The sequence below is a fragment of the Panacibacter microcysteis genome, from assembly GCF_015831355.1.
Lineage (GTDB): Bacteria > Bacteroidota > Bacteroidia > Chitinophagales > Chitinophagaceae > Panacibacter > Panacibacter microcysteis.
Genome location: NZ_JADWYR010000001.1, coordinates 2187698 through 2208276, shown reverse-complemented (window position 1 = coordinate 2208276; position 20579 = coordinate 2187698). Strand labels below are relative to the sequence as shown.

General features: G+C 42.7%; 17 protein-coding genes. 8 read left to right on the top strand and 9 right to left on the bottom strand.

Features of this window, described 5'->3' with window-relative positions; genetic code table 11:
* Positions 1 to 200 precede the first annotated feature (200 nt).
* Positions 201 to 1007: a glycerophosphodiester phosphodiesterase gene (locus tag I5907_RS08920; protein ID WP_196990364.1), complete on the top strand. Its 807-nt coding sequence runs from the start codon at positions 201 to 203 to the stop codon at positions 1005 to 1007.
* A gap of 2 nt (positions 1008 to 1009) precedes the next feature.
* Here I5907_RS08920 and I5907_RS08915 read toward each other — a convergent pair whose 3' ends face one another.
* Positions 1010 to 2056 (bottom strand): RluA family pseudouridine synthase, encoded by a 1047-nt coding sequence (locus I5907_RS08915; protein WP_196990363.1) that lies wholly within the window; start codon positions 2054 to 2056, stop codon positions 1010 to 1012.
* A 216-nt stretch (positions 2057 to 2272) separates the two neighbouring features.
* Between I5907_RS08915 and I5907_RS08910 the strand changes: the two genes are divergently transcribed.
* Together I5907_RS08910 and I5907_RS08905 are read left to right on the top strand one after the other, a co-directional pair.
* Positions 2273 to 2686 carry a hypothetical protein gene (locus tag I5907_RS08910; protein ID WP_196990362.1) on the top strand — a complete coding sequence of 138 codons (414 nt, stop codon included), beginning with the start codon at positions 2273 to 2275 and terminating at the stop codon, positions 2684 to 2686.
* Between the two features lie 123 nt (positions 2687 to 2809).
* Entirely contained in the window at positions 2810 to 3712 is a 903-nt protein-coding gene (locus I5907_RS08905; protein ID WP_196990361.1) for an SMP-30/gluconolactonase/LRE family protein, read from the top strand.
* Positions 3713 to 3768: 56 nt separating this feature from the next.
* Here I5907_RS08905 and tamL read toward each other — a convergent pair whose 3' ends face one another.
* The 6 genes from tamL to I5907_RS08875 all read right to left on the bottom strand — a co-directional run bounded on the left by tamL (position 3769) and on the right by I5907_RS08875 (position 13482).
* The gene (gene tamL / locus I5907_RS08900; protein ID WP_196990360.1) at positions 3769 to 6060 is read right to left on the bottom strand and encodes a translocation and assembly module lipoprotein TamL; all 2292 of its coding nucleotides are present in this window, start codon (positions 6058 to 6060) and stop codon (positions 3769 to 3771) included.
* 262 nt (positions 6061 to 6322) lie between these two features.
* The gene (locus I5907_RS08895) at positions 6323 to 11320 is read right to left on the bottom strand and encodes a translocation/assembly module TamB domain-containing protein (RefSeq protein WP_196990359.1); all 4998 of its coding nucleotides are present in this window, start codon (positions 11318 to 11320) and stop codon (positions 6323 to 6325) included.
* A 26-nt stretch (positions 11321 to 11346) separates the two neighbouring features.
* Positions 11347 to 11655, bottom strand: coding sequence for a YtxH domain-containing protein (locus I5907_RS08890; RefSeq protein ID WP_196990358.1), 309 nt, complete (start codon positions 11653 to 11655; stop codon positions 11347 to 11349).
* A gap of 74 nt (positions 11656 to 11729) precedes the next feature.
* Complete coding sequence (locus tag I5907_RS08885) at positions 11730 to 12089, bottom strand: hypothetical protein (RefSeq protein WP_196990357.1); 360 nt, start codon at positions 12087 to 12089, stop codon at positions 11730 to 11732.
* Complete coding sequence (locus I5907_RS08880) at positions 12064 to 12453, bottom strand: phage holin family protein (RefSeq protein WP_196990356.1); 390 nt, start codon at positions 12451 to 12453, stop codon at positions 12064 to 12066. The genes I5907_RS08885 and I5907_RS08880 overlap by 26 nt, the downstream gene beginning before the upstream one ends.
* Positions 12454 to 12624: 171 nt before the next feature.
* Complete coding sequence (locus I5907_RS08875; protein ID WP_196990355.1) at positions 12625 to 13482, bottom strand: pirin family protein; 858 nt, start codon at positions 13480 to 13482, stop codon at positions 12625 to 12627.
* A gap of 93 nt (positions 13483 to 13575) precedes the next feature.
* Here I5907_RS08875 and I5907_RS08870 point away from each other — a divergent pair, with 93 nt between their 5' ends.
* A complete protein-coding gene (locus I5907_RS08870) occupies positions 13576 to 13845 on the top strand; it encodes an acylphosphatase (protein WP_196990354.1) in 270 nt (89 codons plus the stop codon).
* A 186-nt stretch (positions 13846 to 14031) separates the two neighbouring features.
* On the opposite strand, the gene I5907_RS08865 is transcribed toward I5907_RS08870, so the two are convergent.
* Both I5907_RS08865 and I5907_RS08860 read right to left on the bottom strand, forming a co-directional pair.
* Entirely contained in the window at positions 14032 to 15306 is a 1275-nt protein-coding gene (locus I5907_RS08865; RefSeq protein WP_196990353.1) for a hypothetical protein, read from the bottom strand.
* Positions 15307 to 15338: 32 nt separating this feature from the next.
* On the bottom strand, positions 15339 to 15953 hold the full coding sequence (locus tag I5907_RS08860; protein WP_196990352.1) for an SGNH/GDSL hydrolase family protein: 615 nt from the start codon (positions 15951 to 15953) through the stop codon (positions 15339 to 15341).
* A 125-nt stretch (positions 15954 to 16078) separates the two neighbouring features.
* Here I5907_RS08860 and I5907_RS08855 point away from each other — a divergent pair, with 125 nt between their 5' ends.
* The 4 genes from I5907_RS08855 (at position 16079) to I5907_RS08840 (ending at position 19520) form a co-directional block, all read left to right on the top strand.
* Entirely contained in the window at positions 16079 to 17170 is a 1092-nt protein-coding gene (locus I5907_RS08855) for an outer membrane beta-barrel protein (RefSeq protein WP_196990351.1), read from the top strand.
* Between the two features lie 251 nt (positions 17171 to 17421).
* Positions 17422 to 18606 carry an acyl-CoA dehydrogenase family protein gene (locus I5907_RS08850; protein ID WP_196990350.1) on the top strand — a complete coding sequence of 395 codons (1185 nt, stop codon included), beginning with the start codon at positions 17422 to 17424 and terminating at the stop codon, positions 18604 to 18606.
* Positions 18607 to 18634: 28 nt separating this feature from the next.
* Positions 18635 to 19141, top strand: coding sequence for a shikimate kinase (locus I5907_RS08845; RefSeq protein WP_196990349.1), 507 nt, complete (start codon positions 18635 to 18637; stop codon positions 19139 to 19141).
* Positions 19134 to 19520 carry a DUF423 domain-containing protein gene (locus tag I5907_RS08840; protein WP_196990348.1) on the top strand — a complete coding sequence of 129 codons (387 nt, stop codon included), beginning with the start codon at positions 19134 to 19136 and terminating at the stop codon, positions 19518 to 19520. Before I5907_RS08845 ends, I5907_RS08840 begins: the two co-directional genes overlap by 8 nt.
* The last annotated feature ends 1059 nt before the right edge of the window (positions 19521 to 20579 follow it).

Below are 20579 nucleotides of genomic sequence, written 5' to 3'. Positions count from 1 at the left end.
ATTTTTTTATACTGCATTGTATCCACTTACCATTAAACGGGTACAAAAAAAGGCAGCGGGCTATACCATGCTGCAATACCTGGTGCAGTACAAGTGAGTGACACAACAGGTGCTGAAAGTAGTAATGCAGCTACGGCCAGATACTACCCGGTATGCCACTTAACCGCGCTATAAAACTGATAAGTTGTAACATTGCAACAATGAAAACCATTTACATGAAATTGCTGGCCGTTGTTTCCTTCACTGTGTTGTTATACGCCTGCGGCAACGCAAAAAAAGCGGTAAGAAAATCAGCCAACCCGGTGGTGGCGCACCGCGGCGCATGGAAGGAAAATAACCTTCCCGAAAACTCGATCGCATCACTGCGGCAAGCCATTGCACTACATTGTGCCGGTACTGAATTTGATGTGCGCATGACGGCAGATGATTCGCTGGTTATTAACCATGACCCCGTTTTTCATGGTTTAAAAATAGAAGCAAGTGCTTATGCCGACCTGGTAAAAACGACATTGGCAAACGGTGAAAAATTGCCTACCCTGTATGAATACATTACCGCAGGTTTACAGGAAAATACCGGCACTACACTCGTTGTAGAGATCAAACCATCAGATATTGATAAAGCGCACGCAGCAGCAGCAGCACGAAAAGTGTACAATACAATCACGGCCCTGCATGCAGGTAACAAAGTTCAATACATCAGTTTCGATTACGATATACTGCTTACGCTTGAACAACTGAACAAACGGGTTATTACACAATACCTTAACGGTGATAAGTCTCCGGTGCAGTTGAAGGCTGATGGCATAGACGGCGCCGATTATCATTTCTCTGTATATCAAAAACACCCGGAATGGATAAAAGAATTAAAAGCACAGAGGCTTATTGCAAATGCATGGACGGTGAATGAATCAAAAGATATGCTTGTACTGCTCGGTAGTGGCATAGATTATATTACTACCAACGAGCCCGGTCTTTTGTTTTCATTGTTGAAAGAAAGACAGCAGTAATGCTAAAGGTCTTTAGGCTTTAAATAATTACGCCATTTGTCAATTACCTTATTCATATCATCCGGCAGGGCGCTTTCGAAAAAAATCTCTTTGCCCGTAAGCGGATGTTGAAAGCCCAGTGTTCTTGCATGCAATGCACAGCGCGGACACGCAACGAAACAATTTTCTACAAACTGTTTGTATTTGGTATAGATGGTTCCTTTCAAAATTTTATCGCCGCCATATTCCCAGTCGTTGAATAAGGTATGGCCAATGTGGCGCATGTGTACCCGTATCTGGTGTGTGCGCCCTGTTTCCAGCACACACTCTACCAGTGTTACATAATTAAAACGTTCCAGTACACGGTAATGTGTAATGGCATGTTTACCATGATCGCCTTCCGGGTAAGCATCAAACATTTTCCTGAAACGCTGGTGCCTGCCAATATGTGCCTCAATGGTGCCGCTGTCTTCTTCCACATTTCCCCATACCAGCGCCACATATTTTCTTGCCACCGTATGGTTAAAAAACTGTTTGGCAAGACTGGCAGCAGCTTCAGCCGTTTTTGCTATAACCAACAGGCCCGTGGTGTTTTTATCTATGCGGTGTACCAGGCCATAGCGTGGCAGACTCTCTTCATCTATTGCCGGGTTTTGTTGTAATAAGTGATAAGCAATACCATTGAGCAAAGTGCCGCTGTAATTACCCACGCCCGGGTGCACCACCATATTGGCGGGCTTGTTGATTATCATTACCGCATCATCCTCATGCACCACCTGCAACGCCATTGGTTCCGGCTTTATATCAGATTCATCGGGGTGTTCAAGGCTCAGCAATATAATATCATCACCCGGTTTTACTTTGTAGTTGCTTTTAACCGTCTTGCCGTTAACCGTTAAAAAACCATCTTCAATACCGCGCTGTATTTTGTTGCGTGTAGCATTTTCCATACGCTGCTGCACCCATTTGTCTATACGCATGGGCTCCTGGCCTTTGTCTACATGAAAAGTGCGCCGCTCATACAGCTCTTCATTGTTGTCATCCTGTAATATGTCCTGTGCTTCCTGCATATAAGATGTGCAAAATAAAGGGAATTAATTGATGTAGGTTTTAGCAGTTCTTTTATGTAGCCGGCTGTATTGCTGCTATGAAGCTTTGGTTGTGTCACTCACTTGTACGGCTGGTACTTTATTCAGCTCTCCGGTGCATGCCGCGTTTCAAAAAACAATCCGGGCATTGGTGCAACGCTTGCACTACATTCACTGTCAGCAATGCAAAATGGCAATATGAAAAAAGCAGCTTTCGTCTTCGTTTGTCTGGCAGCACTGGCAGCTTGTAGAAAAGATCTCACGGTATTAAAAGATGACCTCAATGGCACATGGGAGCTGAAGCGTAGTTTTTCTGGCTGGGCTGGAGAAAGAGTATATGAACCCGGCAACGGAAACACCGTCAGGTTCAGCGAAAACACGTACACTTCTGTAGTAGTGTATGCTGATACAACATACACAACAGAAGGCACATTCTCACTCACCAAAGGAAAACCATCCTGTATAACCGAAGGAGATGACCGCGCACTGATAAATTTTGACAACAGTATTTTCGAGAATACTATTTCGATTGTTGATAATGAACTCACCATTTCCAATACTGAATGTATTGCAGATGGAGGCTCCTCTACTTACCGCAGGATTGCACCATAACCGCCTTGCTTGCGCAACAGATAATTGTTTAAATTTAGCAGCGTTAACATTTAAGGCATGAAATTATCTGTGTTATTGGCCATATGCGCACTACTATCAGGTGTGCAAAATAATAAGCAAACTATGGAAGCAACCGTTGTTCTACATGCAAAAGCGCAATTGGGTGAAGGCTCTTTGTGGCACCCGGCAGAAAAAAAACTTTACTGGATCGATATTGAAAAAGGTGAACTGCACCTGTACGATCCTGCAACAAAAGCAGACAGGCATTTTACACTGGGCAGCAGGATTGGAACGGTTGTGCCTGTTAAGATTGGCGGTGCCCTGGTGGCCCTGCAAAACGGTATTCATTTCATAGATACCAAAACAGGCAAACTCACATTTCTTACCAACCCGCTTGGTGATAACATCAGGTTCAACGATGGCAAATGCGACCCCGCCGGCAGGTTTTGGGTAGGCACCATGGGCCTGGACTTTAAAGAAGGCGCTGCTGATCTGTACCGCTTTGATGCAGATAAAACTTTACATACCATGATAACAGGCGTTACCTGCTCCAATGGTATAGTATGGACCGCCGATAAAAAAACAATGTATTATACAGACACACCTACCGGCACTATTGAAGCATTCGAATACGATGTGTCAACCGGCGCCATCACAAACCGCAGGGTGGTGATCAAAGTACCGGAGGGTAATGGCTCTCCTGATGGTATGACGATAGATAGTGAAGACAACTTGTGGGTGGCACTGTGGGGCGGCAGCGGTGTTGCAAAGTTCGATCCTCGTACCGGCAAAATGTTACTGAAAGTAAACGTACCGGCGCCGAATGTAACTTCCTGCGCCTTTGGCGGCGAAGACCTGCAAACGCTTTATATTACTACAGCACGCAACGATATGACCAAAGAAGATTTGGATAAATATCCTGCCAGCGGAGATGTCTTTACCGTTAATGCCGGCGCAAAAGGTGTACCGGCTAATTTTTATGCGGGTGACCCTGCGGCTGGTCATAAAGATTTCATCAGGCCTTAAAAAAAATCCGCGGTGTTATTATAACCAATAACACCGCGGATAATAAAATTTATTCTTTAGAATGGATAGCCGATGGCAAGGTTTACAATCAGGTTATCCCGTCGCCATTCGCTGTCTCCAAATTTGATCCTGCCAAACTCCCATTTCGAATCGTTGGTAATATATGGTTTTCGCAACGGAAAACCTACGTCTGCACGTATTACAAAGAATTTTACATCTACACGCAAACCAAGACCGGTACCAACGGCAAAATCATCCAAAAAGTTTGACGTAAACTTAGCACCCGGCCGGTTTACATCGTCTCTTAACGTCCACACATTACCTGCATCTACAAACAAGGCGCCGTAAAGCACCGATACCAGTTTAAAACGCAATTCAGAAGTCAATAATATTTTTATGTCGCCCGGCTGATCTGCCACAAAACTATCTTTCCTGTTGCCGGCATAGTAACTGCCGGGTCCAAGGCTTCTTGCCCTGAAAGCCCTGATATCATTGGCGCCGCCGCTAAAAAATTGTTTGATAAAAGGCATAGTAAGGCTGTTACCCCATGAATAACCCATACCACCGAGTGCTCGGCTGGCCAGTGTGTTGTTCTTTCCTATACGCATATAATGCCTGAAATCAGCTTCGCCGCGTATATATTGCGAGAAAGGTGTACCAAATATCAGTTTCTGGTTTTCTGCTTTGGCGTTTGCACCTGTAACAAGGCCAAGAATATTACCGGAAACATCTACGTTTCCATTAACATAAAAATTGTGTTTCTTCCTGTTGGCAACCGCCTGCGAGTTAAAGTTGTAATTATACACCATTCCAAGAATTACCTGCTTCTCTATACTTCTTGCCAGTGTAATATTGGTATCCAGCGCCTGCTGAAATGCCGGTGTAATATTTGTTGGCCGCACATAGTTAGCTGATAATATTCTCCACTCGTGCTCGTTGCGTATACTGCGCTTCCACCGGTAACCAAAACCGAGCCTGATAGAATTCAATGTGTATTGCGTATCTCTTGAAAATATCTCGTAGCCGGCATTAATAAAAGTCTGCGGCACAAAAGCATTGGCATTTTTAATTTTAAACGGACCTACCACGCGTGGTATAACAAGATTAAGATCCAAACCGCCGCGAATGGTATTTACACGCTGCTGGCCTGAGACCTGTTTTTCAAACCCGCCGTAAACTGTAGCGGTAAATTGTTCTGCACCCCGTAAAAAATTCCGGTTCTTCCAGTTGAGCGATACATCGGTACCCGTTGCATTATTAGATTTTGTAAGCCCTGAAACCTCCAGGCTTAAAGATTTTTTTGGTGCAGGCGTAAGATAATAAAACGCATTTAGCATAGGCCTGCTCAATGTATCCACGTCATCGAACCTGATCTTTACAAACTTGTATACACCAAGGCTTACCAACCTGTTCAGTGCACGTGAATGATCTGAACTGCGGTACATTGAATTGGGCCTGAAGACAAGTGTACGCGGGAAAAGTTTGGGGTTAAATTTTTCTTCCGGATCAATGATCTTATAGCCCTGGAACTTAGGCACGCTGTCGAGGTCTACTGATGCAGTATCAGACGTATTGATGTCATAATCGGCATACACGATTACATCGTTGATCCGGTAGTTCACAAGATCCCTGAATGGTACGTTCGATTTAAAACGGACGTACATATCTACTTTATGGTCCCCGACAGACGAATCAACATCTACTATAAGATCATCTGGTTTAAAATAATAAAAGCCCTGTTGCTTAAGCCGGGCATTAATTCTGTCCCTTTCGGCAATCACCGCATCCAGCGTATATGCCCTGCCTTTTTTCAGCGGGGATCCTTTTTTAATATTCCTGATGATACTGTATATGGCACCGGAATCGTTCGGGTAGTACACATTCCTGATCTTGTATTGCTGCTGCACAGACACGTTGAACGTTGCTTCCATTTTCTTATTCTTCACCACCGTGTCTGCAACAGCCTCACTCCTGAAAAAGCCACGGTTCTCGAGCCTGTTTACCATAATGGTGCTGTTCTTCTCCAGGTTTACACTGCTTGCCAGCACGGGCGGCTCTCCTACTTTATACTTCAACCAGTATTTCAAACCGTGATCTTTTTTTGGTGTATCTACCATATTAAAGATCATGAGCTTGAACCTGATGCCAAGTATGCTTTTATTTGGTACCGGTCTTATAAGATCTTCCAGCTCTGCCGAAAGGTCTTTCTTATTAAACTTTGCACTGTCTGTTGCAGGCTTCAATTTCACCTTTGCGCCTGTGTACAATGCATCTCCCGGCGGTATTTGTTTGGTAACACTGCATGCGCCGAGCATGGTTAAGCAAAACAATATGACTAAATTTTTCAACTGCATTCTTTAGTGCCTTTTCATAGTTTGATATAACATAAAACGCTGCTGACAGATAGCTGAACATCTTAACAGGAATGGATCGCTTCAGCTCAATATAGCTTCAACAGTTGAAGAGTGCGACGCAACGAAAGTTTCATTATTGTTCAAATGCCGGGTACATCATTATGTTTTTTATTGTGCCGGCGGCATTGCTACTATTGGGCTTTTGTTGTGTCACTCACTTGTACTTCCTGTTCGCTTTGCAGCATGTGCAACGTGCTTACTTTTTATTTTTTGCCTTTGTCTTTTTGCTTTTATTAAACAGTTCCCTGAACTGGTCATAATCAAGCGTAAAGGCGAATGTTAATCCTGTTTCTACCACCTGGCCTTCTACCACACCTTCAAATTTATTTACACGATAAGCACGTACACGGTAGCGGCCATCTTTTGTAAGCTGGTAATCCAGTTCCACATCGCCCGCAATATTAGATCCGCTTTCGTTTGATGCGGTTGCGCCTTCGACAAGAAAATCGCTGCCCACGCTTACTTTCAACCTGTCATTCAATAAAGATTTTGACACGCCCACGGTGAGGTCGGTTCTTGTTTGCGCAGTACCTGTGCTGTAATCTTCGCCGGAGTTTAGACCAAAGTTGAGGTCAACACCTTTTACCAGGTTACCCGCAAGCTGGTTGAGCTGTTGTGTGAGTATACGGCTTACACTTTCTCTTACCATTGTTTCATTGCTGCTGCCACCGGCAGATTCAAAAGGATCTTCCTGCGTAAAACGGCCAAGCAACAAAAGTGAAAATACCTGCTTGTTCATCTCAGATTCATCGAGCCTTAACTGCGCAAGCTTATCATCTACTTCTCTCCATTGTGCGCTTATGCTGGCCGGTAATACCACATCGAATGTTATCTGCGGTTTCAATAATTCGCCGCTCATTTTCAGTAGTACCTGAACAGGAATTTTTTGTTTAAAGCGTGTAACATCTGCTGCTGCCTTGCCCGCAAGCTGGTTCTCTATAAGATCGATCGTTGGTGTGTTTAACTGGTACACTGCCGTAATATCCACATCTGCAGTTGTAGGATCACCTTTCCATGTAAGCACACTTCCTTTTTGTATCTCGAATTTTCTTTTGAGCAGGCTTAATGTAACCTGGTAAGAGCCACGGCTTAATTCATAATTACCTGCCATGGTAAGTTTACCACCCTGGTCTATACCACCGGTAAGCTGGGCATTGCCTTTTACCTGCAGTGCATCGCCATTGCGCTCATCTACCACCAGCGTAAACAATGCCGCTGTATCTGTTGCGAATGTTACATCAAAATCTGAGCCTGCAAGCTGCTTGTTCTGCAATGCAGAATCGAGTGCCGATCTTAATGCGCTGCTGTCTGTATTTCCGTTGCGGTTAATAAAGTTTACCACACCTTCGCGGCTTACTACCTCAGGATCTGAAGAAGGCAACACGAAAGTAAAATTGGTGTTACCGTTTGCTCTCAACACCGCTTTTACAGATGGCGCATCCATGGTACCGGTTACTTTAACGTCGGCGTCCATATTGAGTTTGCCATAAAAAAGCGGGTTATCTTTTTGTGTAGAATTGATGGCGGTAAAATCATCTGCTTTAAATGACAGGTTAAAACCAAAGCTGGAATAATCTTCTGTGGTAATATTTCCGTTTAATACGGCCTTCATACCTGCAGAATCTACCATCGTAAAATTGTTGAACGCCACACCTTTACTCGTAATATCTATTTTTTCATCGGTAAGTTTAAAAGGCGCACCTAAAGCCGTAGGCGCTATTACTGCATTTTCAAAATGCACGGAACCATTTACATCGGGCTGCTTTGTAGTGCCGGCAATAGTGATGTTTCCTTTCAGGTTGCCGCTTGCATCTTTCAACTGACCGGCAGCAAAATTTTTGACAGTAGCCAGGTCAATGTTATTGATGTCAAGCTTCATGTCCATCCTGCTTTCGCCTGTAAAATATTTTCCGGCCAGTACAATATCATTTCCGTTACCTTTTACCTGCACGTTTGCATTGAATGCATTTGCAGTTTCATTGTCAACTTTTACGGTAATGTTGCCAATGGTATCTTTTTTATAGCTAAGATTATTAATGGCGATGTCAGAGGTAAATACAGGATTTGTCATTACATCTCTTACAACAGTGGTACCATTTACAAGGCCGTCTACCAACAACGAATCCTGGTCTGCAAAATTGGTAAGTGTTTTTATTCTGAAATCCTTGAACACAACATCAATTGGTGATGTAGTGGTTTTTGTCTGGCTGTTAATGCTCAGTGATTGCTCATTGTGGCTTAAGGCAAAATTATTGGCTATAATGCCGGTAGAATCGTACTGTATATAATTATCGTTACTCACCTGCCACTTGTCGTAGTTGAGAAGCAGGCTGTCTGCATTTAAAGATAACCGGTAAGCATTACTGTCGGGCTGGTCTATTTTTGCACTGATGCGGTAACGATCCTTATCATTTTTATCTTTCAACAAAATATTGGTGAAGAGTTCATCATTGGCAAGTTTGCCATCAACAGAAGTTTTATACAACCTTACCGATGATGTGCCGAGGCGGTCTGCTTTAATGCTGTAATCCAACTGTGCATCATTTGTTTCTGCAGACACTGCAATGTTATCAATCGACTGCCCGCCGAATTGTATGTGCGGCCCGTTGATCTTTACATCGAGATCATTTGCTTCGCTGTTAAAAGCTATACGTGCGCCAAGGGTATCTGAACCCTTAAGCTCAGGCATAAATTTTAGTACGAGTGGCGCAGAGGTGTTAACAAGGATATTCATTAACCAGTTCTGCGGAGAGAATGTGGTGTCTTTTGTTGTATAAGGCAAATTGTAGTAACGCTTAATGGTTTGCATTACCTGGTCTCCTGTTTCGGTAAGTTTAAATTCTCCTTTCCAGTCAAGCGTGGCCACTTCCGAGTTCAATGCAATAGACTGGATACCTGCATCTCTTTCAGCAACCAGTTGTACGGAATCTGTTGAAAATGCCTCCGAGCCTTTTACAACAGATGTTTTGGCCAGCGTAAGTGTGCCAACCAGCGAGTCAGGATTTACTGATGCCATATCTGCGTTTACAACTGTGTGCAGTGTAAATAAACTATCAGTAAGGTTCAGCCCGGTAAGGTTGAGCGTATCGAGCTGCAATAACATGGTAAGATTGGTAGGATAGGTAGATTTTACATTGGCTGTTGCCTCAAGCTTGTAGCGAATATTCGGGTCGTCCATTGAAGAATTGACCACAGCCTCGCCGTTGTTTAAGTTGGCACCTAGCTGCAGGCCTTTGTAAGTATATCCTTTTACATCTGCGCTGGTTACATTCGCGTCTATATCTGCACGCATTGTTTTATAATCAAAGCCACTGCCCTTTGCTGTTGCTGTCATCGAAATCTTACCCAGTACAGTATCGGGCTGTTTCAGGATATAGCCAAGGTCAAGTGCATTCAGGTTTGCTTTCACATTGTAGCTTTTACCCTTGCCGGCCATATTTGCAATGATGTCAGCATTTCCTTTATTGGTCCTTGCGTTTAACCGGCTGTTAAAGTCATTCATGGTGCCTTTAAAAAAGCCGGAGGTCTGAATTACATCGGGTAAGGCTATACTTTCGGGCAATGTGTTTTTCGGAACAAATGCCAGTATATCTTTTCTTGTTGTATTGAAACGGTTAAGCTTTATATCGTAGTAAGCTTTATCTGCGTTTGGCAATCCCTTAATATTGCCGGCCACATCTACGTTTGTCTGGCCTATGCCGCTGAGAGTAAAGCCAGGAATAGCAATGTTATTTACATATCCCTTTGCCTGCCCGTTTACTTTTATCACTGCATTCTCATTACCTTTTAGCTGTGGTTGTAATGCAGGATTGATCAGCAACACATCCTTCACTGCAACAGCAGTATTTTGGATGGAGGCATCAACAAAAAGTAGTCCTATATTTTTTGAAATAGAATCAATAGACGGGTAAGCAGCGTTAATAGTAGTATTAATGGCGGAATTAGGCGTTTTCAGCACCAGGTTTTTAAGTGCAGCTTCTTTTTCATTATAAAAAAAAACGGTATGCAGTTCCGTAAGTTCCAGGCCGCTTTGCTCTTTGAAAGCAAGCTGCTGCAGGTTACCTTTATACTCTGTAGGTGTTAACACCAGGTCTTTCGTAGAAAATGTAAAGCCTGTAATGCCAAGGTGATTGTAATCTATTCCTTTTGCTACCTTTTTAAAATTGTTATCGTCGAAATATAAATTGTTACTATCCAGGAGGAGATCGGCTACCTGAACTTTCCACGGATTATTTACCTGCGCTTTTGTCTCTTTCTTCACTTCTTCTTTTACTACTACTGCCTGCTGAGATTTACCAAACACCACACCCACTGTTGTTCCGGCCAATTCAATTTTCCTGAGATCGATAAATAACTTCGACAGGTCTATTGCATTGACATCTACTGCCAGCAGACCAAGATCCAGGTTACTTTTTAGCGCTGAAACATCATTCTGGTAGTCAAACTTAATACGGCGAAGGTCAATTGTATTTAGCTGAAGATTGATCTTTATTGGCTCATTGCTTTCTGCCTCAACAACAGCTTCCGGTTCGGGCTGCATTAAAGGCTTGTACTGCCGCAATGATGAGGTGATATCTGCAATTTCGATTTTGGGTATGGCATAAACTGCTTTGTCCGGGTCGAATGTTTTGATATTTGTCTCCAGTTTGCCAAGCCTGAAAACGCCATCATTGCCTGTTACGTCATCTCTGTACCGGAGCCGGATATTTTTCAATTCTATCTGGCCAAGCTGGAAGCTCATTGCACTGCTTTCTGAAGTAGTGGTGTCTGTATCTTCTGATGCGAATGCTTTTGCAATGTAATCGTAGTTAAAGACATAATCCGGCTTTAGCCGTTTTACGTTTACATACATGTCTTCCAGCCCCAGGTAATCTACCTGAAGCTTATTACTCAACAGTTTCAATAAAGCGATATCTACCCGTATTCTGCCACCTGATAGCAAGGTATCTTTCTGCTGATCTTCAAAATATACCTGCTCCAAAACAATTTGTTTTGGAAAATCGATAGCAAGTCTTTGAATAACTACTTTGGTATGAATTTTATTTTCGAGATAGGCTACAGCTTTATCCTTTGCAAAATTCTGAACAGCGGGAATCTGAATAAGGATCAGCACAAGCAATACAAGTGCAATAATGCTACCTGCTACCCATGCCAATACTTTGAGTGTTTTACGTAAGATTTTTCTTCCTGTCATTAAACGGTGTTGATACAATGTTAGCGTTATACATCTTCCTCGGTTTCATTTATGGCAAGCTGCTCTTTAAATTTCTGTTCTACTTTACCAAACCGCTGAATGGCATCTTCCATCGTATCGGATGCCATATCTTTAATGTCTGCCAGTAGTTGTTTTCCTTTTTCTGTCTGGAAAAATAAAACAGCAGCAACGCCAGCGGCTGCGCCAATCAGGATGCCTGCGATAATTTTTTCATTTTTACTCATAAGTCCGTGTATGTTGAATTGTTGCTTAAGTGTATTTTTCGTTTGTTGTTCCGGCCTGTTGATGTTTATACCACCTGTGAATCTTCGCACTGCTGAGTAATGTTATATTGTACAAGAGTGCGACGCAACAGCAGCTTAATAGTACAACCGGTGCCTGGTACACACTATTTTTTCTTATTCTTCCAGAAGTTATAACCTGCTCTTATAGCTGTAAAAAGACCCAGTTTTTTTGCATTGCCCAATACTTCTTTCTTAGCCGTACTGCGTGTGCCTTTACTCATAAAACCGGTTAAGGCACTTACAACGCCCCACGATTTATCGAGCACTTTATTATTCAGGTAAAATGGTACCACCTTGCGCACTACCAGCTTAAAAGATTCTGCAGGCAGCTTTTTCCATTGGTCTTCGATTTCTTTTTCCTGCTGTTTAAGCCGCGCCTTGAGCGCACGCTTTTCCTGCATCAGATCTGCAAGAGTATCTATATGCGAGAGGTCTTTCTTACGCTTCTTTATTGTCTGTGTCATCGTCGTCATCATTATCTGCAGTTTGGTCGAATATTGTTTCTATTACAGTATTGGTAATAAATTTTTGCAGTAATTTTTTACCACCCAGTATAATGAATACAAGGAGCAAAATATAAAAACCGCATACAATTCCAAAACCAAGGTATAAACTGTTTGTAAGCGCTGCAAAATAGTAGCCAGCCATAAAACTCAGGAACAAAAGAATGAAGAGACTGAGAATGGCAATCAATAGCCCTATGAACATGACTGATACCAGCTTGGAGGTTTTTTCTACCATTTCCAGCCGAAGCAACAACATCCTGTTTTGTATATACTCTTTTACTTTCTGCTTCGAATCTGCAAAAAAATCGGCTTCTTTTTCCATTATTCAGCTTGCTGTTTAAGTGTTATGGAAAGATAATAAAATCGTGCCACACTAAATATGACGATAATAATCAATCCATATGATCATTACTTTGTATGTATCCGTTGCAGTTTTACTATAGTGTTGCCCTAACTCTACACATTGTTTACAAGCTTTTACAAACTGTCTGTATCAGGATACTGTGCCAAACTTTCCTGCATGATAATCTTCGTATGCATGCATGATCTCTTCCTGCGTATTCATTACAAACGGACCATATGCGGCAAAAGGCTCATGAAAAGGAGTAGCATGGCCAAATAAGACCAATGCATCTGATAACGCTTTCATCTCTATGCTGGATCCTTCGTGGCTAAACTCTACCAGGTGATGCATTGCCGCTTCTTCTCCATTGATGCGGGTTGAACCCTTTACCACGTATAGAAAAACGGTTTTATTTTTTTCTATCGAAAACGTTACCCTGCCGCCTGCGGTAAAGGCAATGCATGCAAGGTGTACATCTGTAAGCGGTTTTACAGGGCCAATCACACCATCCCAGTTTCCTGCAATGATCTGCGCCTGCACTTTGCCATCATCCCACTTTTGTACGGGGATCTCTTCTTTTTGCAAACCCGTATAGGCAGGCGGCGTCATTTTAAACTTAGATGGAAGGTTTATCCAAAGTTGTAGTATTTCCAAAGGCCCGCCTTTCTCTTTAAACGTGTCAGAAGAAATTTCTGCGTGTACCAGGCCGCGGCCGGCCGTCATCCATTGCACGCCACCCGCTTTTATTATGCTTTGCTGCCCGCTGCTGTCTTTGTGCGTAAGGTCTCCCTCAATAATAAATGTTACTGTTTCAAAACCCCTGTGCGGGTGTGGCCCAAATGGCAATCCATTGTTGTTGGGCGCATATTGCTGCCAGCCATGGTGATTGAGAAAAATAAATGGGTCAAGCGCATTCATTGGCATCAATCGTGTAGGCATTGCACGGTAGGTAACGAGGTCTGCAATGGGCTCGTATACTGCCTTGTGTTTGGCTTTAATCGTTTTCATAAGCGCAACATTTGTTATTTAAATTTCGGATTAATATTTTAGTATGTGACATGCATTTTTTGATGCTATCTTAGACGCGAAAAAAATTTTATTATGGCTACGGTAAATCTTATTGTAAAAGGAAAAGTTCAGGGTGTTTTTTTCAGGGCAGAAGCCAAAGATGCTGCAGATAAACTCGGTATAACCGGCTGGGTAAAAAACCATGAAGATGGCAATGTTGAAATTATGGCCAAAGGTTCGCAACAGGCCATCAGCGAATTTATTGAGTGGTGTAAAAACGGCGAAAAGAAAGCAACTGTTACTGATGTATTGGTAACACCGCTTCACCTGGACGATTTTGATGCTTTTGAAATTATAAGATAGTTTTTGGAGCCCGGCAACATTGCTACTATTAAGCACCTGTTGCGTCGCACTCTTCAAGGTTCTGTTCTTTAGTGAACACATTGCGCAGTTCCCGCTTTTTCTTAAAATACCAAACTCAACAAACTTTAGTAGAACAATTATTGGCGTGGCTGGTAATATTACCGGCAGGTAGTTTTATTGTCCTTATTACTGCGACGCTTTGCCTTTAAAAATCTTTTCAGCAAATGATGAGAGGTTTAAAATAACCGGCACAAAAAGAAAAGGTAAAATACAGGCTTTATAGCGCACAATAGCTCCCGAAAAAGTGATGGTATAACCTGCCAGTAAAAGAAAAGAAAAGGAAAAGAACATACAAAACACAAGAAACGAAACCTGTTTGTTAGTATACGCTACCTTTTTTCTCACAAATATTGATACAATGACCACCGCCCAGAAAAAGTAAATTTCTGCCACTGCAGGTATGTAGCTGATGTTCTTAATTTCTGCAACATGCGGCCTGAAGAATGCAATATCGAGCGCATAAGGCAGAAAACGTAGAAAGCCGGCAACGCTGTGCTCCAGCACCGGAACATCTATACCCGAATTGCCGGATAAAGCTTTAAACTCGGCCTGCTTCTGAATAATGTATTGCGGCATATCGGTGGCCGTACTAATGGAGGCCGAAACAAAAAAAGCGACAACAGCCAATACGATCACTGTACTTACAACCCATATTTTTTTAAGGGGTAGTATTTCGCACAGCAACCACACCACCAAACCACCCAGCAGAAGCAGCGCCATAAAATTGCGGAATGCAAAAAGTATGGTGAAGAAAAACACCATCAACAGCAACTGCTGCCAGTTTATTTTTTTATGCAAAAGCTGCTCATTAAAGTAGTAAACAACCAATGCCAGTGTGGTAAAGATCAGCCCGTCTTTGTGCACCCCGCTATACCAGAAAAGAAAAGATGGTATGAGGAATACACCGGCGATCAGTAATAACCTGTTTACTGTAAATAGTTGCTGAACGATCCTGAACAGTGCTACGGGGCCAAAGAAAAAAATGAAATTGAAAAGCACGATATCTGCGTAATATTCTTTCAGCGTTAACACGTTGCAAATAGCAAGCAGTTTAATTACCAGGTTGCTTTTGAGATCGTTCCAGTAAGAATTTTCACTTAGAAAAAGATTGCCGCTGCGCTCGTAGCCGTACACAAAAATGTCTTTGAGAAATGCCACCGGGTCGTTTAAAAGCCAGTCAGTTTCCCCTTTGCTCAGTGCATAAAAATGCCAGGTGTCGCTGGTGGCAAAATAAGCCGGCTGACTATAAAACCATGCATAGCCAATACCCGCAATAACCTTAATACTGAATAATGCGATGATCCACCATGCACCCAGGCCGGTTTTGGTAACAAATTTTATCTTGGTAAGCAGCCATGCAAAAACAATGAACCAGCAAATAAAAATCAAAAATGTCTGCACGTGTATCTTTTAGTGAATGTAGAGATCAGCTTTTATGACCCTGCTGTTTTACTGATATGCCCGGCAAGCAATTGCGCCCACTGCGCATATACCTTTCCTGAGGGGTGCAGGCCATCTGCGGTAACCTGGGTACTGTCTGTAGCGGCACTTCTGGTTGCGGTTGTAATATCCAGGTAATGTACGTTATACTGTAGCGCTACCTGTTTGTTTAAGCGGTTGTATTCATCAATTTCCATTGCAATCTTTTGCGTGTCTTTTTCTTTGGCAAAAGGCGTAACGCCCCAATCTGGTATTGATAAGACTATTACATGATCGCTTCGCTCACCTGCAAAATGAATGGCCTTTTTCAGGAGAAACTCAACATCTGTTTTATAATCACCGGCATTGAGATTCCTGTATTGGTTATTTACGCCAATTAACAGTGTTACGAAATCATAGTGCTCATTCAGTGAAGTATGCAGTATATGCTCCGCAAGTTCAAAAGTTGTCCAACCTGTTTTAGCAACAAGCTCCGGCGCATGAAAATGGAATCCCTGTTTACGCAACATTTGTACCGCCTGGTATGGAAAACTCTCATAAACGGGTACACCTTCACCAATTGTGTAAGAATCGCCAAGGGCCAGCAGTGAAAAAATATGTTTGGTCATATTTTACTTTGTAAAATAAAGATAGCGCAAATGCACGCCTTAATTAGTAGTTAAGTACGGCAATAAAATTTCGTAATTTAAATTACTTCTGTACTTTAGCTGCAAAACCTTAAACGCTTTCTGATATGAAATTTTTCCTTACTCTGGCAATGCTTGCTATCTCTGTTGTTTCCTATTCTCAGAACAATGACAAAACAGGCTACATCGTAAAAACAAGTGGCGACACTTTGCGTGGCTTTCTCAACGCTGTTGAATTAAAGCTGTTGAATAACACGATATCATTTGGTGCCTCAGCAGGTAACTTAACTACCTATACCAGTGCTGAAATTAAAAGTTTTGGTTACGATGGAGGAAATAGTTTTGAAAAAGTATCTTATACCAATACAGTTGATGCAAGCGAGGTAACAAGGTTTGCGAAAATGCTAAGCACAGGCTATTATAGCCTCCTGACTTTCTGGAGTAAGGACATAAAATACTTCATCATAAAAAAGCCTGACAATACTTATCGCCTGCTCATGGATGACGAGAGGCTAACCACAGGCTTCGTTAACGAAAAAGGTAACTTTCAAAATGAGCTGCTTTTCTTGTCTCAGGCATGCAGTGAACTAAGGCCGGCCCTGGAGCGGTTAAACTATTCGGAAAAAGACTTAATCGGCTATGTCAGCAAATTAAACAATTGTGCGGCACCTTCCCAGGCCAATAACATTGTTCTGAAAAAAGAACAATCACAATTCAACATTTTTGCATATGCCGGAGGTATAACACTTGGTTCTAAAGGACATGAATACACGGCCCGGGTGCTTGGCAAACTGAGTGCTCCCTCAATAGATAAAAACCTGTCTTTGAATTTTGGCATCAATTATATGGCGCAAAGAAAGGTATCAACAGAGAAAGTAAGTATAAATGGGTACCCTGCTTTTAAAACACAAACAGCAGAAAGATCTGTTCTGAGCGTGCCATTAACAGTACAATACTATCTTACCAAAGGATTTATAAAACCATATATCGATGCCGGTCTTTCTATAGATTATCTTCAGCGGAATGGAGAGTTGGATGGTGCCGGAAAAATCATCAATGAAAACAAGGCTGGCCTGGCATTTACCGCAGCTTTCGGCATTGATTGTTATATAACTAACCGCCTTTTTATTCGCGCAGATTACCGTTACGAATTATTCATGCATTATCCTACTATAGGAATTGCGTATATTTTTAAGTAAGCTTACACAAAACACTTAGTTTCCAAAACCATTCCCCCGGGAATGGTTTTTTGTTTGTCTATTAATGATTATTTCTACAATATTTATTTGCGAACAAATGTTAGGGCTTTAATTTTGCTGCTCATTGTGCCGCAGTAAGCAAACCGCATTGAAGCTGCTCCATGAAGAGATACAGTACAAGTGAGTGACACAAGGGACGATGAGCAGCGTATCAGCAGCAGGTACACAAAAAATCATTTCAAACTATTGCCATGGCCGTAAAAACAGATCTTTTCCAATCGCCGGATTACTACCAGCTGGATGAATTGCTGACAGAAGAACATATCATGATCAGGGAAACTGTACGCAATTACGTGAAGAAAGAAATATCGCCCATCATTGAAGATTATGCACAACGTGCCACCTTCCCGGAACATATTGTAAAGCAAATGGGCGAACTGGGTTGTTTTGGGCCAACCATTCCTGCGCAATATGGCGGCGGGGGTATGGATTATATAAGCTATGGGTTAATGATGCAGGAACTCGAACGTGGCGATAGTGGCGTACGCTCTACAGCCAGCGTGCAGGGCTCGCTGGTAATGTTCCCGATATATGCTTACGGCAACGAAGCACAACGCATGAAATACCTGCCCAGGCTTGCCAGTGGTGAGTGGCTGGGCTGTTTTGGCCTTACTGAGCCAGACCATGGCAGTAACCCCGGCGGTATGGTTACCAATATTAAAGATGCCGGAGACCATGTAATACTCAATGGTGCCAAAATGTGGATCAGTAATGCACCCTTTGCAACTGTTGCGGTGGTATGGGCCAAAGATGAGGCAGGTGATATTCGCGGCCTGGTGGTGGAGCGCGGTATGGAAGGCTTTACCACACCTGTTACACATGGCAAATGGAGCCTGCGTGCCAGCGCAACAGGTGAACTGGTTTTTCACGATGTAAAAGTGCCCAAAGAAAATATTCTGCCTAATGTAAAGGGATTAAAAGGACCATTGGGTTGCCTTACAAAAGCACGCTATGGTATTGCATGGGGCGCATTGGGAGCTGCAATGGATTGTTATGATACCGCTTTGCGCTACAGTAAAGAACGCGTGCAGTTTGATAAACCAATTGGTGCGTTTCAGTTGCAGCAAAAAAAACTGGCAGAAATGATCACCGAAATAACCAAAGCCCAGTTGCTGGTATGGCGCCTTGGTGTATTAATGAGTGAGGGCAGGGCCACACCACAGCAGGTAAGTATGGCAAAACGCAATAGCTGCGAAATTGCAGTAAACATTGCTCGTGATGCGCGTACCATACTGGGTGGCATGGGTATAACAGGCGAATACAGTATTATGCGGCATATGATGAACCTTGAAAGTGTACTTACCTATGAGGGTACACACGATATTCATTTATTGATTACAGGTATGGATGTTACAGGTTTCAACGCCTTCAAATAAGGTACGTTGCACAAAAAATGGTTAACCAATGAAGATTTTCCTGACAGGTATGATGGGTACGGGCAAAAGCTATTGGGCACAGCAGGTAGCCGATGCACATGAAATGGATTGGATAGATCTTGATGCGCAGGTGGAAAAAGAAACCTCCATGACCATTAAAGAAATTTTTGCAACTGACGGTGAGGCATATTTCCGCGATAAAGAAAAAGAAGTACTGCATGCGCTTGCAACCTTTAGCAATATGGTAATCGCCACAGGCGGCGGTACACCGTGTTTTCATGATAACATTAAGTGGATGAATGAACACGGCATCACCATCTGGATAGACGAAAAAGTAGAGGTGCTGGCAGACCGCCTGAAGAAAGAAAAAGAGCAGCGCCCGCTCATAAAAAATCTTACCGATGAAGAACTGCTTCATTTTCTCTCCATCAAACTGGCGGAGCGAAGTAAATTTTATGCACAAAGCCAATACCATTTACAGGCCGATAAAATTTCTGCCCATAGCTTTGCCGAAATAATACAGCAACATGCATAAATCATTTCTTATTACTGCTGCGCTGCTTGGCGCACTGGCAGTGGCGCTGGGCGCATTTGGCGCACACGGTTTAAAAGCAAAAGCAAACGATTATACCCTGGGCATTTTCGAAACCGCCGTTAAATACCAGTTTTACCATGTATTTGCGTTACTTGCTGTAGCCATTCTATTTCAATTCTTCAATGCCACGTGGCTACTTTGGAGTGGCCGCATGTTTATAGCAGGCACCGTATTATTTTCAGGTTCACTCTACCTGTTAACAGCTTTCCTGGTAGCAGGCAACGAAAGCATGAAATGGCTTGGCGCCATTACACCCATCGGGGGTTTATGCTTTATTGCCGGCTGGGTTTGCATAGCCGTTGCAGTGTGGAAGAGTTAATGATGTACCCGGCTTTTGCCTAAGCATGAAGCTTTGGTTGCGTCGCACTCTTGTACAGCATAACAATATGCAGCTGCAGCGATCATGGGCGGGGATGGTGAATGGTGAAGCGGGAGACGTGAAACGGCAAACAGGAGACGTGAAAATGCTCATTGTTCAATTAACAAGACTGCTATTCTGTATTGTGTAGATGCAACTACCGTTGCTGAAGCCAAAGGACGCGTGAAACGTGAGACGTGAATCGTGAGATATTCTTGTTCAGCCACGTAATTGCAATTCTGCATCGTGTTCATGCAACTACTGCTGCTGAAGCCAAAGTAGCATAAAACCTTCATCAAGGCGAAAGCAGGAAAAGGGCTGTACATCTTTTCTTACCTGGCTTTTTGTTTTTTTTGTGTCAGTACAAAAGAACAGGAAACAACTTTGAAGAACCAAACCTTTGTCTTCACCAGCAGCGTGTTTACTTTTTTGCCTTGATGCAAAAAAGTAACAAAAAAGATCAAGGCTGCGGAAAAATCGGCTAAAATTTACTGCATTACGCTACAGCGAAGAAGTTATACATGTAACAGTAGAATAGCTATTGAACGAAGACATATAAATTGCATTTGAACATTACGCATCATCTTCGCTGCTTAACGCTGCATTACATAAATTTCTTCACGCCATTTTTCCGAGGCCGGCTAAAGCCGCAACAAAATCGAACTTTACTTTCCATAAAATAAACAAGACTGCTATTCTGTATCGTGTAGATGCAACTACTGCTGCTGAAGCCAAAGTATCACTGTTTGCAACGAAGCACATGTATTGCCCGAACAACACTATTTGCTGAAATGCAGCAGGGCCGCACCCTTGCTGCATAAAGAACCAGCCGTACAAGTGAGTGACACAACAGGCGATGATAGTAGTAATGCAGCCCGTCAACCAAAAAATGCTTTTGCAAAAAAACCAGCAAACATTTACTACCTATTTTCTACAATTCATACAACGAAAAGCACTGTTAACCCGGCCCGGCCATACCAACTTTCCGGTTGCTGCTACCTTTAAAATTATTAACCGCCA

What these genes read in the sequence shown, in the direction of transcription:
- I5907_RS08860 (WP_196990352.1), bottom strand. Translation starts at nt 15,953, where the DNA reads ATGACCAAACATATTTTTTCACTGCTGGCCCTTGGCGATTCTTACACA.
- I5907_RS08880 (WP_196990356.1), bottom strand. Translation starts at nt 12,453, where the DNA reads ATGGAAAAAGAAGCCGATTTTTTTGCAGATTCGAAGCAGAAAGTAAAA.
- I5907_RS08885 (WP_196990357.1), bottom strand. Translation starts at nt 12,089, where the DNA reads ATGACACAGACAATAAAGAAGCGTAAGAAAGACCTCTCGCATATAGAT.
- I5907_RS08895 (WP_196990359.1), bottom strand. Translation starts at nt 11,320, where the DNA reads ATGACAGGAAGAAAAATCTTACGTAAAACACTCAAAGTATTGGCATGG.
- I5907_RS08920 (WP_196990364.1), top strand. Translation starts at nt 201, where the DNA reads ATGAAAACCATTTACATGAAATTGCTGGCCGTTGTTTCCTTCACTGTG.
- I5907_RS08845 (WP_196990349.1), top strand. Translation starts at nt 18,635, where the DNA reads ATGAAGATTTTCCTGACAGGTATGATGGGTACGGGCAAAAGCTATTGG.
- I5907_RS08850 (WP_196990350.1), top strand. Translation starts at nt 17,422, where the DNA reads ATGGCCGTAAAAACAGATCTTTTCCAATCGCCGGATTACTACCAGCTG.
- I5907_RS08905 (WP_196990361.1), top strand. Translation starts at nt 2,810, where the DNA reads ATGGAAGCAACCGTTGTTCTACATGCAAAAGCGCAATTGGGTGAAGGC.
- I5907_RS08870 (WP_196990354.1), top strand. Translation starts at nt 13,576, where the DNA reads ATGGCTACGGTAAATCTTATTGTAAAAGGAAAAGTTCAGGGTGTTTTT.
- I5907_RS08875 (WP_196990355.1), bottom strand. Translation starts at nt 13,482, where the DNA reads ATGAAAACGATTAAAGCCAAACACAAGGCAGTATACGAGCCCATTGCA.
- I5907_RS08855 (WP_196990351.1), top strand. Translation starts at nt 16,079, where the DNA reads ATGAAATTTTTCCTTACTCTGGCAATGCTTGCTATCTCTGTTGTTTCC.
- I5907_RS08910 (WP_196990362.1), top strand. Translation starts at nt 2,273, where the DNA reads ATGAAAAAAGCAGCTTTCGTCTTCGTTTGTCTGGCAGCACTGGCAGCT.
- I5907_RS08840 (WP_196990348.1), top strand. Translation starts at nt 19,134, where the DNA reads ATGCATAAATCATTTCTTATTACTGCTGCGCTGCTTGGCGCACTGGCA.
- I5907_RS08915 (WP_196990363.1), bottom strand. Translation starts at nt 2,056, where the DNA reads ATGCAGGAAGCACAGGACATATTACAGGATGACAACAATGAAGAGCTG.